Origin of the sequence: Halorubrum sp. CGM5_25_10-8B (assembly GCF_005435095.1) — an archaeon.
GTDB lineage: Archaea > Halobacteriota > Halobacteria > Halobacteriales > Haloferacaceae > Halorubrum > Halorubrum ezzemoulense.
On the sequence record NZ_SGTY01000015.1, the window covers coordinates 65,538 to 79,213 of the forward strand.

15 protein-coding genes and 1 pseudogene are annotated in these 13,676 nt (G+C 67.4%); 3 read left to right on the forward strand and 13 right to left on the reverse strand.

The features are described from left to right. Nucleotides 1-62 precede the first annotated feature (62 nt). The 3 genes from EXE51_RS13770 to EXE51_RS13780 are packed head-to-tail and all read left to right on the forward strand — an operon-like array spanning nucleotide 63 to nucleotide 2,500. A complete protein-coding gene (locus EXE51_RS13770) occupies nucleotides 63-1,934 on the forward strand; it encodes a PAS domain-containing sensor histidine kinase (RefSeq protein WP_137692855.1) in 1,872 nt (623 codons plus the stop codon). A 54-nt stretch (nucleotides 1,935-1,988) separates the two neighbouring features. Further along, complete coding sequence (srp19, locus tag EXE51_RS13775; RefSeq protein WP_004596410.1) at nucleotides 1,989-2,267, forward strand: signal recognition particle subunit SRP19; 279 nt, start codon at nucleotides 1,989-1,991, stop codon at nucleotides 2,265-2,267. A 2-nt stretch (nucleotides 2,268-2,269) separates the two neighbouring features. Then, the gene (locus tag EXE51_RS13780; protein ID WP_089307899.1) at nucleotides 2,270-2,500 is read left to right on the forward strand and encodes an H/ACA ribonucleoprotein complex subunit GAR1; all 231 of its coding nucleotides are present in this window, start codon (nucleotides 2,270-2,272) and stop codon (nucleotides 2,498-2,500) included. On the opposite strand, the gene EXE51_RS13785 is transcribed toward EXE51_RS13780, so the two are convergent. The 13 genes and pseudogenes from EXE51_RS13785 to EXE51_RS18005 form a co-directional block, all read right to left on the reverse strand. Next, a complete protein-coding gene (locus EXE51_RS13785) occupies nucleotides 2,501-2,821 on the reverse strand; it encodes a hypothetical protein (protein WP_049931211.1) in 321 nt (106 codons plus the stop codon). 159 nt (nucleotides 2,822-2,980) lie between these two features. Next, nucleotides 2,981-4,483 carry an NADH-quinone oxidoreductase subunit N gene (locus EXE51_RS13790; protein ID WP_049931213.1) on the reverse strand — a complete coding sequence of 501 codons (1,503 nt, stop codon included), beginning with the start codon at nucleotides 4,481-4,483 and terminating at the stop codon, nucleotides 2,981-2,983. Further along, complete coding sequence (locus EXE51_RS13795; RefSeq protein WP_137692857.1) at nucleotides 4,476-5,990, reverse strand: NuoM family protein; 1,515 nt, start codon at nucleotides 5,988-5,990, stop codon at nucleotides 4,476-4,478. Before EXE51_RS13795 ends, EXE51_RS13790 begins: the two co-directional genes overlap by 8 nt. Nucleotides 5,991-6,004: 14 nt before the next feature. Beyond that, nucleotides 6,005-8,053: an NADH-quinone oxidoreductase subunit L gene (gene nuoL, locus EXE51_RS13800; protein ID WP_086219645.1), complete on the reverse strand. Its 2,049-nt coding sequence runs from the start codon at nucleotides 8,051-8,053 to the stop codon at nucleotides 6,005-6,007. 1 nt (nucleotide 8,054) lies between these two features. Next, entirely contained in the window at nucleotides 8,055-8,375 is a 321-nt protein-coding gene (nuoK, locus tag EXE51_RS13805; protein ID WP_049931218.1) for an NADH-quinone oxidoreductase subunit NuoK, read from the reverse strand. Further along, the gene (locus EXE51_RS13810; protein WP_049931220.1) at nucleotides 8,372-8,731 is read right to left on the reverse strand and encodes a hypothetical protein; all 360 of its coding nucleotides are present in this window, start codon (nucleotides 8,729-8,731) and stop codon (nucleotides 8,372-8,374) included. Before EXE51_RS13810 ends, nuoK begins: the two co-directional genes overlap by 4 nt. Beyond that, nucleotides 8,728-8,994: an NADH-quinone oxidoreductase subunit J gene (locus tag EXE51_RS13815; protein WP_049931222.1), complete on the reverse strand. Its 267-nt coding sequence runs from the start codon at nucleotides 8,992-8,994 to the stop codon at nucleotides 8,728-8,730. Before EXE51_RS13815 ends, EXE51_RS13810 begins: the two co-directional genes overlap by 4 nt. A 49-nt stretch (nucleotides 8,995-9,043) precedes the next feature. Continuing rightward, complete coding sequence (locus tag EXE51_RS13820) at nucleotides 9,044-9,505, reverse strand: NADH-quinone oxidoreductase subunit I (protein WP_049931224.1); 462 nt, start codon at nucleotides 9,503-9,505, stop codon at nucleotides 9,044-9,046. 1 nt (nucleotide 9,506) lies between these two features. Beyond that, entirely contained in the window at nucleotides 9,507-10,580 is a 1,074-nt protein-coding gene (locus tag EXE51_RS13825) for an NADH-quinone oxidoreductase subunit H (RefSeq protein ID WP_049931226.1), read from the reverse strand. Beyond that, nucleotides 10,580-12,244, reverse strand: a complete 1,665-nt coding sequence (locus EXE51_RS13830; RefSeq protein WP_049931227.1) for an NADH-quinone oxidoreductase subunit D — start codon at nucleotides 12,242-12,244, stop codon at nucleotides 10,580-10,582. Before EXE51_RS13830 ends, EXE51_RS13825 begins: the two co-directional genes overlap by 1 nt. Beyond that, a complete protein-coding gene (locus tag EXE51_RS13835; protein WP_006113007.1) occupies nucleotides 12,241-12,939 on the reverse strand; it encodes an NADH-quinone oxidoreductase subunit B in 699 nt (232 codons plus the stop codon). The genes EXE51_RS13830 and EXE51_RS13835 overlap by 4 nt, the downstream gene beginning before the upstream one ends. Then, the gene (locus EXE51_RS13840) at nucleotides 12,939-13,355 is read right to left on the reverse strand and encodes an NADH-quinone oxidoreductase subunit A (protein WP_004596397.1); all 417 of its coding nucleotides are present in this window, start codon (nucleotides 13,353-13,355) and stop codon (nucleotides 12,939-12,941) included. The genes EXE51_RS13835 and EXE51_RS13840 overlap by 1 nt, the downstream gene beginning before the upstream one ends. A gap of 201 nt (nucleotides 13,356-13,556) precedes the next feature. Then, nucleotides 13,557-13,676: pseudogene (locus EXE51_RS18005) on the reverse strand (IS6 family transposase); the annotation flags it as partial.

Below are 13,676 nucleotides of genomic sequence, written 5' to 3' on the forward strand. Positions count from 1 at the left end.
CGCCCGACTGCGGAGATCGGTACGAAGTTTTATGCTCTCGGCGTGTACTAATTCGTACAATTGTGACTCCTGCGTTGGGTGAGCGCGCGTCCGTTCTCGTGCTCGCAGACGACCCCCGACTCACCGACGAGGTCGAGTCGGGGGCCGACCCAGAGAACCGCGGCGACGACGGACCGGTCGCGGTCGAGACCCACGCGACAGCTCCCGCCGACGTCGACGAGGAGCGCCTCGCGGACGTCGACGTGGCGGCCGTCACCGACGAGGCGGGGCTCGACCGGGTCCGCTCGGCCGAGGCCGTCGAGTACGTGATCGCGTACGTCGACGATCCGACGGGCCGGACCGCGACGGACCCGCTCGTCGACGCGGTCGCCGGAACGCCCGAGGCGCTCTCGGAGACGGTCTCGTGGCTGCTCGCCCGGGATCAACGGTCGACCGTCCGGGCGAAGCCGACCCGGACCCCGTCGCGAATCGAGCAGCTCAACGCCGGGATGGCGGAGCTCGCCGCCGTCAGGTCGGTCGACGAGGCGTACCGGGCGGCCATCGCCGTCACCGAGCAGGTGTTTCCGGAGTATCACGCCGTCGTCGCCGTTCGGGACGGCGAGTGGGTCGAGCCCGTGGTCGCCTCCAGCGGGACGCCCGTCGAGGACTGTAACCGGGTCCGCGTCGGCGCCGGCGTGGCCGGCAGGACCGTCCAGACGGGCGACGCGTCGATCGCCCCGAACCCGAACCCAGAGGGCCAGTTCGGTACGCTGCTCACCGTTCCCGTTGGCGACGATGTCGTCTTCCAGCTCGCCGCCGACGGAGTCGATGACGGCGACGCGTTCGACGACGCCGACCGCCGGCTGGCGGAGCTGCTCGCCTCCCACCTCGAAGAGACGCTCGACCGGATCGGGGTCACGGAGGCGCTCCGGACCGAACGCGACAGGCTGCTCGCGCTGTTCACGAACGTACCGGATCCCGCCGTCGCCTACGACTACGTCGACGGCGAGCCGATCGCCCGACAGGTGAACGACGCGTTCGAGGCGACGTTCGGCTACGAGGCCGAGACCGTGCTCGGCGAGTCCATCGACGAGTACATAGTCCCCCCCGACGCCGAGTCGGAGGCCGACGACCTCAACGAGCGCTTACAGTGCGGCGAGAACGTCCGCCGGGAGGTGACCCGGACCACCGCGGAGGGGCCGCGTCACTTCATCCTCCACGTCATTCCGATCCACCTCGACGCCGCCAACGCGGCCGGGTACGCCATCTACACCGACGTCACCGACCGACGGGAGCGCGAGGAGACTCTCCGGCGGCAGAACGAGCGACTCGACGAGTTCGCGTCCATCGTCTCGCACGACCTCCGGAATCCGCTGTCGGTCGCGGAGGGGTACGTCGACCTCGCCCGCGAGACGGACGACACGGCGCCCCTAGAGAAGGCCGCGGACGCGCTCGGGCGGATGGACGAACTCGTCGCGGACCTCCTGTCGCTGGCCCGGGAGGGACGCTCGGTGGGAGAGACCGAGTCCGTCTCGGTGGTGGACGTCGCGCGCGAGGCGTGGGAGTGCGTCGACATGGCGAACGCGACCCTCGACGTCGAGACGGACGCGACGCTGGACGCGAACCGGACGCGGCTCTGCGAGCTGCTTGAGAACGTCTACCAGAACAGCGCGGACCACGGCCGCGACTCCCCCGACGAGCCGCTCTCGGTCCGCGTCGGAGCGCTGACGCGTCGCGACGACGGGACCGCGGCCGACGGCTTCTACGTCGAAGACGACGGGAGCGGGCTCCCGGACGACGCCGACAATGTGTTCGAGAGCGGGTTCACGACCGACGAGTCGGGGACGGGACTGGGACTCGCCATCAGCGAGCGCATCGCCGAGGCCCACGGCTGGAGCGCGCACGCGCTCGCCGCCGAGGACGGCGGGGCGCGCTTCGAGTTCCGGGTCCCCTGAACGCGCCCGGCGGCGGTCCGAAACGACCTTACGCCGCGCGCGAAGGTATCCGGTATGGTCGAGAACGTCGTCTACCCCGCATACTTCGACGCCGAGCTGTCGCGGTCCGAGGGGCGCCGCGTCCCGACGGATCTGGCGGTCGAAGCGCCGACCGTCGACGAGATAGCGAAAGCCGTCCAGCAGGTGGGCTACGACGCGGTCGTCGAGCGCGACGCGACGTATTCCCGGGAGTTCGAGCCACGGGGCTCCGTCGTCGTCAAAGGCACCGAAGACACCGCGAAAAACGACCTCGTTCAGGCGATCGCCGCGTACCTCGGCGTGCTCCGGGAGTAACCGTGCGGCGCGTCGGCACCGTCGTCCGCACGGCCGGCGGACTCGCGATCGCCCGCGGCGACGCCGGCAACGATCCGCCCCGGATCGGCGCGAGCATCGTCGACGAGTCGCTCTCGACGGTCGGCCGCGTCGTCGACGTGTTCGGTCCTATCGACCGCCCCTACGTGGCGATCACGCCCGGCGACGGCGTCGGACTCGCCGACCTCCTCGGCGAAAAGTTGTACGCGCGGTAGCTACGCGTCGCCCGGCTCGGGTGTCGTTCGTCCCTCCGCCGCCTCCTCGTCGACCGCCACGTCGAAGTCCGCGAGCGTCTTGTCCGTGCGAGCGAGGCGCTCGGCGACGAGCAGCTTCTCCCGCCGCTCCAGTCGGTCCCAGTCGAACTCCGCCGGCGGCGACGCCTCCAGCGACTCGAACCGCTCGATCACCGCCTCGTTCGCGAACCGCTCGAACGAGCCGCAGTCCGGACAGGTCCGGGACAAGTGCGACGTGTCGAAGGTGCGCGTGACGGTGGCGTCGAGGCAGTTCAGACACCGATAGGTGTGGCTCCGGGACACGAACACAGTAACGGGGCGAACGAATGAGTATCTGTGGTCGGCGGTGCGGGGTTCGGCGACCGAAACCGCCCTCCGGGGCGCGGTGAGTGGTGACGCGGAGAACAGCGGAAACAGAAATCGACCGGCGGAACGGACCGCTCAGCGCTGCGGAGCCGCCGGTCAGAACAGCGCGGAGGCCGCCGCTTCGGCCGTCTCGATGACGGGCCCGAAGCCGGGCAGGAGCAGCACCGTCGCGACCGCCGCGAAGATGACCGCGGCGTACAGCGCCGTCGGCCGCACGTCGATCGCGTCGAGCGCGCTCGGCGACGCGGGGTCGTCCAGGAACAGCGCCTTCACGACCCGGCTGTAGTAGTACAGCGACACGACGCTGTTTATCGCGCCGAGCCCGGCGAGCCACAGGAAGCCGTTGTCGATGGCCGCCTGAAACAGGAAGTACTTCGAGAAGAACCCGGCGAATGGCGGGAGCCCCGCCAGCGAGAACATGAACACGGCCATCGCGACGGAGGCGACCGGCGCGCGCCGCCAGAGCCCCGCGTAGTCCGCGAAGGTGCGGCCGACGCCCCACCGCTCCGCCATCGCGACGAAGAGGAACGCGCCGGTGTTCATGAACCCGTAGACGAGCAGGTGCGCCATCGCGGCGCCCATGACGGTGCCGTTGGCGGGCCCGTCGACCGTGAGCGCGGCGACGCCGATGAGCGCGTATCCGGCGTGCCCGATCGAGGAGTAGGCCAACATCCGCTTGACCTCCTCCTGGACCGCGGCCGCGAAGTTACCGAGCGTCATCGTGACGGCCGCGAGGATCGCGAACGCGAGCATCCAGTCGACGTTCGCCGACGCCGCCATCTCCAGCGGGAACGCCTCGGTGAACACGCGGAACGCGACGACGAACCCGGCGGCCTTCGAGGCCGACGAGAGGAATGCGCTCACCGGCGCGGGCGCGCCCTCGTACGCCTCCGGCGCCCAGAAGTGGAACGGGACGGAGGCCGTCTTGAAGGCGACGCCGCCGATCATCATCACGACGCCGACGCCGAGCACGCCGGCCAGCCCGTCGATCGAGGCCGACGCGATGTCGGCGAGGATCAGCGAGCCCGTCGCGGCGTACACGAGCGAGATGCCGAACAGGAAGATAGCCGACGAGAGCGCGCCCACGAGGAAGTACTTCAGCCCCGCCTCGACGCTCCCGCGGTTCTGCTTGAGGTACGCGACGAGCACGTACGAGGGCAGCGACACCATCTCTAAGGCGACGAACACGACCGCGAGCGAGTTCGCGACCGCCAGAAGCGCCATGCCGGTCGCGGCGAACGTCACGAGCGAGTAGAACGCCGCCGGGTTGTCGTGGTCGTGGAAGTAGTCGTGGGCCGCGACGAGCACCAGCGCGGTCACCGACGCGAAGATGGCGGTGAAGAACAGCGACAGCGTGTCCACCTTCACCGCGTCCGCGAACAGCAACACCGCGCCGCCGTCCGGGCTCACACCGCCGCTGGCGGTGAGCCAGACGCTCGCCGCGAGCGCGGCGAGAGACCCGATCGCGCCGACGACCGCCATCGACGTGTTCGACCGCGCGTCCGGCCGGACCGTGTCGACCAAGAGCAGCGCGAGACCGGTGACGGCAAGCAGGAGCGCCGGCAGCAGCGCCGTCACGCCGGGCAGGCCGTTAACCATTGATCGTCACCCCCTCTACCACGGGTAGGGCAGCGTCGCGGATCATCTCGAAGAAGATGTCGGGCGCAACGCCGAGCACGATGATCGCCACCAGCAGCACCGCGAGCGGGGCGACGTCGTGGAACGGCGCGGGCCCCACGTCGTAGTCGGTCTCCAGTTCGAACGGACCGAACAGCGTACTCTGCATCGCCGACAGCAGGTAGCCGGCGACGATGACGATACCGAACATCGCGAGCGCCGTGAACACCGGCGCGTACGGGAGCGACGGGGCGGACAGCGAGCCGACGAAGATGAAGAACTCGCCCGCGAAGCCGGCCATCAGCGGGAGCCCCATGTAGCCGAACGCGCCGGCGACGAGGATCCCGACGGTGACCGGCATCCGGTCGGCCATGCCGCCCATGTCGCCGATCATCCGCGTGTGGGTCGTGTTGTAGATGACGCCGACCGCCATGAACATCAGTCCCGAGATGAGGCCGTGCGCGACCATCTGGAACGTCGCGCCGCCGACCCCGTACTCGGTGAACACGATGAGCCCGAGGATGACGTACCCCATCGACGAGACCGACGAGTACGCGACGATGCGCTTGAGGTCCTTCTGTGCGAGCGCCAGCATCGCGCCGTAGATGACGCTGATGACGGCGATCGCCGCGATCGGAACCGCGAGCATCGACGCCTGGTCGGGCAGCATCGTGAAGTTGAACCGGAGCAGCGCGTACGTCCCCATCTTCAGGAGGACGCCCGCAAGCAGCACCGACGCGGGGGTCGGCGCCTGAACGTGCGCGTCCGGCAGCCACGTGTGGAACGGCACGATCGGAACCTTCACCGCGAACCCGAGGAACATCGCGAGGAACGCGAACAGGGCGAGGCGGTCCGGCGCGATGCCGAACCACGTGCCCAAGTCACCCGCGGCGATCGCCTGCGCGATCTCGGGTAAGGCGAACGACGACACCGAGTCGCCGAGCGCGAACACGAGGCTCATGAAGCCGATGAACATCAGTAGCGACGCCGCGTTCGTGTACACGAAGAACTTGATCGCGGCGTACTTGCGGCGCGGACCGCCCCAGATCCCGATGAGGAAGTACATCGGGACCAGCACGGCCTCCCAGAAGACGAACCACAGGAAGAAGTCGAGCGCGGCGAACACGCCCAGCAGGTTCGCCTCCATGAACAGCATGAGCCCGTAGAACTGGCTCTGCCGCGAGTCCACGGGCGTCCACGCGCTGACGATCGCCAGCGGGACGAGGAACGTCGTGAGCACGAACAGCGGGAGGCTGATTCCGTCGAGGCCGACGAACCACGAGACGCTGCGGCCGCCGACTTCGAGCCACTCGATCTGCGTCGCGTACGCTATCTCTCCGCCCAGCAGGGCGTTGCCGCCGGCCTCGAAGCCGGACCACAGGTAGAGGCTGCCGACGAACGGGATCAGGCTGATCGCGAACGACAAGCGGCCGGCCCACTCGCCGGGCGCGAGGAACACGGTCAGCGCGCCGACGAAGGCGGCCGCCATGAGCGCTTCGAGTATCACAGGAACCACCCCCCGGTCGCGCCGAGCACGAGCAACAGCGCGACGAGTCCGAAGGTGAGCAGGGCGGCGTACTGCGAGACGATCCCCGACTGGAGCTGACGGATCCGACCGCCGCCGGTGAGGCTCACCGAGGAGACGCCGTTCACGACGCCGTCGATGATTCCCTGATCGAAGACGTTCGCGCCGCCCGCGATGTCTTCCGTGCGATACGCGAGCCAGACCTGCAGTTCGTCGAGGTAGTAGTTGTTGTACAGCACGTCTTTGATGCCGCCGAGCTTGGCGGTGTGTTCCGCGGGCGACGGCACGTTGTAGAGCCGCCAGGCGAGTCCGAGTCCGAGCAGCGCTAAGCCGAGCGAGACGGCCGCGCCGACGAGGACGGTCCCGGTCTCACCGCCGACGAGGTAGCCGCTGCTGTAGGGACCCAAGTCGGCGTAGTGGTGCGAGGAGAGGCCCTCGATGCCGCCCCAGTGGTTGTCGAGCCACAGGTGAAGCAGGTCGATCCCTTCGATGCCGAGGACCTTCTGGACCGGCACCATGTTGATGAACCCGGTGACGACCGCGAGCGAGCCGAGGACCGTCAGCGGCCCCTTCACGTTCCAGCGGACCGGGACGGGGTCGCGCGCGGTGTCGCTGCGGGGCTCGCCGTGGAAGGTCAGGAACACCATCCGGAAGGTGTAGAACGCGGTGACCGGCACCGCGAGCAGCCCCATCAGGTAGCCGCCGAGCAGCAGCGGGTCGTTGAGGCCGTGGACGAGCGCCTCGTAGAGGATTTCGTCTTTCGACCAGAAGCCAGCGAACGGGAAGATTCCCGCGAGCGCCAGCGACCCGGCGAGGAAGGTGTAGTAGGTGACGGGCAGCTTCGACTTCAGCCCGCCCATGTCCCACATGTCTTCGTTGTGGTGCATCGCGATAATGACCGACCCGGCGCCGAGGAACAGCAGCGCCTTGAAGAACGCGTGGGTGGTCAGATGGAAGACCGCGGCCACGTACCCGCCCGCGCCGAGCGCGAGCATCATGTACCCGTACTGGGAGATGGTGGAGTACGCGAGCACCTGCTTCAGCTCGTTTTTCACGAGCCCCATCGTCGCAGCGAACAGCGCCGTGAAGCCGCCGATGAAGGCGATGACCGCCATCGTCGTCGGCGTCAGCACGTAGAACCCGTACATCCGCGCGACGAGGTAGACGCCGGCCGCGACCATCGTCGCGGCGTGAATCAGCGCCGAGACGGGCGTCGGGCCCTCCATCGCGTCGGGGAGCCACGTGTGAAGCGGGAACTGCGCGGACTTCCCGACCACGCCGCCCAAGACGAGCAGGCCGACGACGGTCAGCCACGTCCCGAGTTCGACGCCGCCGGGCGTCCACGCGACCGAGCCGGAGCCGTTGAGCGCCGCGTCGGCGAGCGCCGGGAACGACTCCGGACCGGCGAACTGCGCCGTGCCGAAGGTGGCGAACACCGCGACGACGCCGACGAGGAAGAAGTAGTCGCCGAAGCGGGTGACGAGGAACGCCTTCTTCGCCGCCGACGGCGGGCCCGGCTCCCGGAAGTTGAAGCCGATGAGCAGGTACGAGCAGAGCCCGACCAGCTCGAAGAACATGAACGCCATCAGGAGGTTGTCGGCGACGACGAACCCGAGCATCGAGGCCGTGAACAGACCGAGGCCGGCGTAGTAGCGCGGCAGGCCGGTCTCGCCCTCGTCGTTCATGTAGCCGAGCGAGAACACGTGGACGAGAAGCGCCACGAGCGTCACGATGACGAGCATGAGCGCCGACAGCGGGTCGATCAGGACGCCGAAGGAGAGCTCGATGTCCGTCGGGCCGATGCCGGCACCGCCCTCGCTCGCCCAGTAGTACAGCGTCTCGTTGTACGCCCGTCCGCCCGCGACGGTCGCCGCGACCCAGATCGACAGCAGGAACGAGCCCGCGGTCGCGGCGATACCGCCGAACGCGCCGCCCTTCGGGAGGTACCTGCCCGCGCCGAGCGCGACCAGGAACGAGAAGAACGGGAGGAGCACGATCGCCGGGACGTATGCGAATGCGTTCACCATCTTACCACCTCATCTCCGCGGGAACAGTCACGTCTGTCGTGCCGAAGTTGCGGTATAACACGAGTATGATGCCGATGCCGATGGCGACCTCGGCGGCGGCGAGCGCGATGACGAACAGCGCGAACACCTGCCCCGTGAGGTCGCCGTAGTAGAGCGCGAACGCGACAAAGTTGATGTTGGCCGCGTTCATCATGAGCTCGACGCTCATGAGGAAGTACAGCGCGTTCCGGCGCGTCAGCACGCCGAACAGACCGACGCAGAAGACGGCTGCCGCCAGCAGCAGGTACCACGACGGCGGAATGGAGGACGCGACGGCGGTCACTGCCGGTCACCTCCGTCGCGTCCGCCGTCCGTGAACGCCTGTCCGACCGCCGAGATGACCGACCCGTCCTCCTCGCGTTTCGCGAGGTAGACGGCGCCGTCGACCGCGACGTCGAGCGCGACCGCGGCGATCAGGAAGGCCGCGAGGAACCCCTCCGCGGGGATGGTCGCGATGTCGTACGCGCCGAGGTTGAACAGGGCGTACCCGAGGTTGTGGACGATCGAAGCGTCAGCCGGGAAGCCCACCTCCTCGAAGCCGAACGTCGCCGCGTTGATCGTCGCGGCCAGCACGGCGAACAGGGCGCCCACGGCGACCGCGGGGGCGATCCGCGACCCGCGGCTCTCGTCGTTGCTCACGCGCTACTCACCTCCGTTTCAGAATCAGATCGCGTGAGCATCACGGCGAACGTGACCAAGATGAGAACCCCGCCCACGTAGACGAGGATCTGCATGGCGGCGATAAACTCCGCCCGCAGCATCACGTAGTGCACCGCGACGCTCGTGAGGGCTCCGCCCAGCAGCAGCGCGGCGTGGAACACGTCGCGCGCCAGGACGACCCCGAGGGCGAACGCCAGCGTAACCGCGGCGAACAGCCCGAACGCGATGGTAGGATAAACCATTGTGTTTGTCTCCTATGAGAACCCCTTTGAAGATTTCGAGACGAGCCCGCTACTGGTAGTCGACCTCGCCGTCACCCTCCCCGATCCACGCGCCGCGATCGGGATTGCGGGACTCCAGCGGGTCGATCCCCTTGTACCACGGGACGTTCTTGAGCTGTTCTTTGTTGAACACGAAGTCGTCTTTCGTGTCGGCGGTGAACTCGAAGTTCTGCGTCAACAGGATCGCGTCGACGGGACAGACCTCCTCGCAGAGCCGGCAGTAGATGCACTGCCCGATGTGGAGGTTGTACTGCTCACCGTTGCGCTGGTCGTCCTGAACGATCTGGATCGTGTCGTTCGGACAGACGTTCTCGCACTGCCGACACCAGATACACCGTTCCTGGCTGAACTTGTGGACCCCGCGGAACCGCGGGCTCACTTCGGGCGCGTCCTCCGGGTATTCCACCGTGAACGTATTCCCGTCCAGCGCGTGCTTCATCGTCGTCGCCATGGATTTCATGAGTCCAATCATGTTACGCGATCACCCCCACGATTACGGCCGTGAGCACCAGGTTCGCGAACGACAGCACCAGCATTCCCTTCCAGCCGATTTCGATCAGCTGGTCGATACGGACGCGGGGCAGCGCCGCGCGGGCCCACTGCGTGAACAGGAAGAAGCCCCAGATCTTCACCACGAACCAGATGAAGCTGATACTCTCCGGACCGGGCCCGGAGGCCCCGCCGAGGAACGTCACGGCGAGGATCGCCCCGCCGAGGAAGATGTGGACGAACTCGCCGAGGTAGAAGAGGACGAAGTACGCCGAGGAGTACTCCGTCTGGTACCCGCCGACGATCTCGGTCGGCGCCTCGGGGATGTCGAACGGATTCCGCCCGATCTCCGCCATGTTCGCCGTGAGGAACAGCACGAACGCGAACGGGTTCACGAGGGCGTACCACGACGGGATCGAGACGCCGGCGATCGTCACGAGCGTCTCCGTCTGCGCGCCGACGACGCCGCTCATCTGGAGCGTGCCGGAGAAGATCACGACCGACATCGCCGTGACGATGAGCGGGATCTCGTACGCGAGGTTCTGCGCGACGGCGCGGAGACCGCCGAGGAGCGAGTACTTGTTGTTCGACGCGTAGCCGGCCATCACCAGCGAGACCGAGGCGATCGACGCGAACGCGAACACCAGCGCGAACCCGACCTCGGGGTCCGCGAGGTGGAGGTTGATCGGACCGAGCTGGCCCATCGGGATCACGGAGAAGCCGAGCAGCGCCGACGACGGCAGGATGATCGGCGCGATGTCCCACGAAGGGCGGTCGACGCCCTCGGGGATGATCAGCTCCTTCGCGAGGAGCTGGATCGCGGCCGCCGGGATGATGAGCAGGCCGAACGGGCCGATCCGGTCGACCGCGATCCGGTCGGTGAACGCCGCCGTGATCTTCCGTTTCGCCCACGGGCCCGCGACGCCCGTGAACGCGAGAATGATGTTTCCGACGACGAAGGCGGCGACCAGCGAGGCCGCGACCTCGCCGATGACGCTGTCGAGCCCGAGCGTGTCGACGATGAACTCGGGGAACAGCTGTGCGGGGGCCGTACCCATCAGCGGTCCACCTCCCCGAGAACGACGTCGAGGCTACCGAGGGCCGCGATGACGTCGGGGATGTACTCCCCGTTCGCCATCTCCGGCAGCGTCTGGAGGTTCGAGAAGCACGGCGACCGGATCTTGAACCGCGCCGGCTTGTCCGTGCCGTCCGCGCGGATGTAGATGCCGAGTTCGCCCTTCGCGCCCTCGACGGCGCGGTAGATCTCCGTGTCGTCGTCCGGGCGCAGCGTGCGCGGCACGTTCGCCTGGATGTTGCGCTCGTCTTCGGGCCAGTCCTCGAGCAGGTCGACGCACTGCTCGATGATCTTCGCGGACTCCTCGACCTCGCGCATCCGGACGAGCAGGCGGCTGAAGTTGTCGCCGCCGTCCTCGGTGACGACGTCCCAATCGAGCTCGTCGTAGTAGCCGTACGGGTCGTCGCGGCGGAGGTCGTAGTCGACCCCCGAGCCGCGGGCGACGGGGCCGGTCGCGCCGTAGTTCTTCGCGACCTCCGGCGGCAGGATGCCCGTGTCGATGGTCCGCATCTGGAACACCTCGTTCGAGGTGATCAGGTTGTGGTACTCCTCGACGGACTCCGGGAGCTGGTCGAGGAAGTCCCGGGTCTTCGAGAAGAACTCCTCGCGCGGTTCCGGCAGGTCCCAGACGACCCCGCCGAGCCGGAAGTAGTTGAACATCAGCCGCTGGCCCGTCAGGTCCTCCAAGAGGTTCTGGACGCGCTCGCGGTCGTTGATGGCGTACATGAACGTCGCCGTGAAGTCGCCGTTGATGTCGAGCGCGAACGTCGCGAGCGCGAGCATGTGCGCGGCGATCCGGCACATCTCCGCGCCCATCGTCCGAATGACCTGCGCGTACTCGGGCACCTCGATGTCCGCGAGGTCCTCGGCCGCGCGGGCGTACGCCCACTCGTTGAGCAGGCCCGCCGAGATGTAGTCCCAGCGGTCGGGGTACGGCATGATCTGGTGGCGGTACGTCCCGGACTGCGCCATCTGCTCCTCGCTGCGGTGGAGGTAGCCGATGTCTGGCTCAACGTCGGCGACCTGCTCGCCGTCGAGCACCGTCTTCAGGTGGAGGACGCCGTGGGTCGCGGGGTGGTGCGGCCCGATGTTGAGGAACATCGTGTCGGACTCGGCGTCCTTGTGGTGGTCCTCCAGCGGGTTCGCGTGCTCCGGCAGCGTGGCGATCTGCGGCCGGTCCTTGTCGTAGTCCATCGACAGGGGGTGGCCCTGCCACGTCTCGGGGAGCAGGATCCGACGGAGGTCGGGGTGGTCGTCGTACTCGATCCCGATCAGGTCGTACGCCTCCCGCTCGTGCCAGTCGGCCGTGCGGAAGACGGGCTCGGCCGACTCGGAGACGGGGTCGTCCTTGTCGGCGGGCACGACGATGCTGACCTCTTGGGTCGGATCGTCGTACTTCTTCAGGTGGTAGATGGACTCGTAGCGGTTCTCGTACTCCTGTGCGGAGACCACGGAGAGGTGGTCGTACCCCGCCTGCTCTTTCAGGGTCCGAAGCGTTTCCTGAACGGTGTCCGGGCGGATGACAAACCCGGGCGCGTTCAGATGGTCGTCGCGGTCGACGACGAGGTCGCCGAGCAGCGCCTCCAGCTCGTCGGGGGTGCGCTCGACGGCGTCGTCGTCGACTCTGTCTGGTCGTTCGAGGCTCATGGCGAATCAGCGAAGTTGTACCGCATGACGAGTTCGTCGTCGTCGATCTGGTCGGCCAGCTTGTCGACGAGCTCGTCGCGTTCGAGGTCCGAGAACTCCTCCAGCTCGTACGGCTTGACGGTGACGGGCGCGGCCTCGCCGTTGGCGACGCGCTCCTGTAGTTTCACGACGCCGTACACGAGCGCCTCGGGGCGGGGCGGGCAGCCGGGGACGTGGATGTCGATCGGGATGACCTCCTCGGCGCCCTTGATCACGTTGTACCCCTCCTGGAACGGGCCGCCGGAGATGGTACACGAGCCCATGCCGACGACGAACTTCGGCTCGGGCATCTGGTCGTAGACGCGCTTCATCCGCGGAGCGAACTTCGAGACGATCGTCCCGGGGACGATCATCACGTCGGCCTGCCGCGGCGAGGCGCGGGGGACGCCCGACCCGAAGCGGTCGAGGTCGTGTTTCACCGCGTAGGTGTGCATCATCTCGATGCTACAGCAGGCGATACCGAACTGTAGCATGAACATCGAGGAGCCCCGACACCAGTTCAGGAACTTGTCGAACTTGGTGAGGATGAACGGCGAGGAGCCGAACGCCTCGCGGAGCCGGGAGTTGAACCGGTCCCCCTGCCCGGTCATCCGGGCGTCCCTCGTCTCGGTTACGACCTGCGATTCGTCGGTGATAAACGGTTGATCGCTGCTCATTAGTTGATGTCCTCCGTCGTTTTTCTGCTGGTCGCGCGGGGGCTGCGGGCCCAGCTGATCGCCCCCGACCGCCACGCCCAGACGAGTCCGACCGCGAGGATTCCGACGAAGGCCAACATCGGCCACAGCAGGTCGGCCATCGGCACGCCGGCCTGGACGGCCGGGCGGTAGATGACAGCCCACGGGAACAGCAACACGGTCTCGATGTCGAACACGACGAACAACAGCGCGACCATGTAGTACTGGATGTTGAACCGGATGCGGGTTCCGCCCGTCGGGGTCTCGCCGGACTCGTAGGTGGTACTTTTACCGGTCTCAGGCACGCTCGGACGGAGCAGCGCCGACACTGTCATCATCGCTATCGGGATGAGCAGGCCGACGACCGCCAAGGCGCCAATCGCTATCCAATCGCTCATATAGGTCTCCGTAACGTGCTGGGGTTTGGACCGCCCCCTCATAAGCGTTGAGTCTTGTGCGTCCCCGCGTGTGCGGGCCGGTACCGGCCGTTCGCGGTCGAAGCGACGCCGAAGCGACCGAGAGTCCTCGATCGGCCCTCGATCGTGAACCCGCGTGCGAGTGGGGAGGGGGACGGTGATTCGGTGGGAGACGAGGTCGCGTTAAGTTTGGCGTGAATTGTGGTAGACAGCAACGGCTTCGAGCCAATTTTGAGCTGTCTCGAGTGCGACATTGCTAAAACTATTCGCAAACGAGGATGTTCGTCGTTCTATTTCCCAAAA

Excerpts from the sequence above, each read along its gene's own strand:
- srp19 (WP_004596410.1), top strand. The coding sequence starts at position 1,989 with ATGGTCGAGAACGTCGTCTACCCCGCATACTTCGACGCCGAGCTGTCG.
- EXE51_RS13790 (WP_049931213.1), bottom strand. The coding sequence starts at position 4,483 with ATGGTTAACGGCCTGCCCGGCGTGACGGCGCTGCTGCCGGCGCTCCTG.
- EXE51_RS13795 (WP_137692857.1), bottom strand. The coding sequence starts at position 5,990 with ATGGCGGCCGCCTTCGTCGGCGCGCTGACCGTGTTCCTCGCGCCCGGC.
- nuoL (WP_086219645.1), bottom strand. The coding sequence starts at position 8,053 with ATGGTGAACGCATTCGCATACGTCCCGGCGATCGTGCTCCTCCCGTTC.
- EXE51_RS13815 (WP_049931222.1), bottom strand. The coding sequence starts at position 8,994 with ATGGTTTATCCTACCATCGCGTTCGGGCTGTTCGCCGCGGTTACGCTG.
- EXE51_RS13820 (WP_049931224.1), bottom strand. The coding sequence starts at position 9,505 with ATGATTGGACTCATGAAATCCATGGCGACGACGATGAAGCACGCGCTG.
- EXE51_RS13825 (WP_049931226.1), bottom strand. The coding sequence starts at position 10,580 with ATGGGTACGGCCCCCGCACAGCTGTTCCCCGAGTTCATCGTCGACACG.
- EXE51_RS13830 (WP_049931227.1), bottom strand. The coding sequence starts at position 12,244 with ATGAGCCTCGAACGACCAGACAGAGTCGACGACGACGCCGTCGAGCGC.
- EXE51_RS13835 (WP_006113007.1), bottom strand. The coding sequence starts at position 12,939 with ATGAGCAGCGATCAACCGTTTATCACCGACGAATCGCAGGTCGTAACC.
- EXE51_RS13840 (WP_004596397.1), bottom strand. The coding sequence starts at position 13,355 with ATGAGCGATTGGATAGCGATTGGCGCCTTGGCGGTCGTCGGCCTGCTC.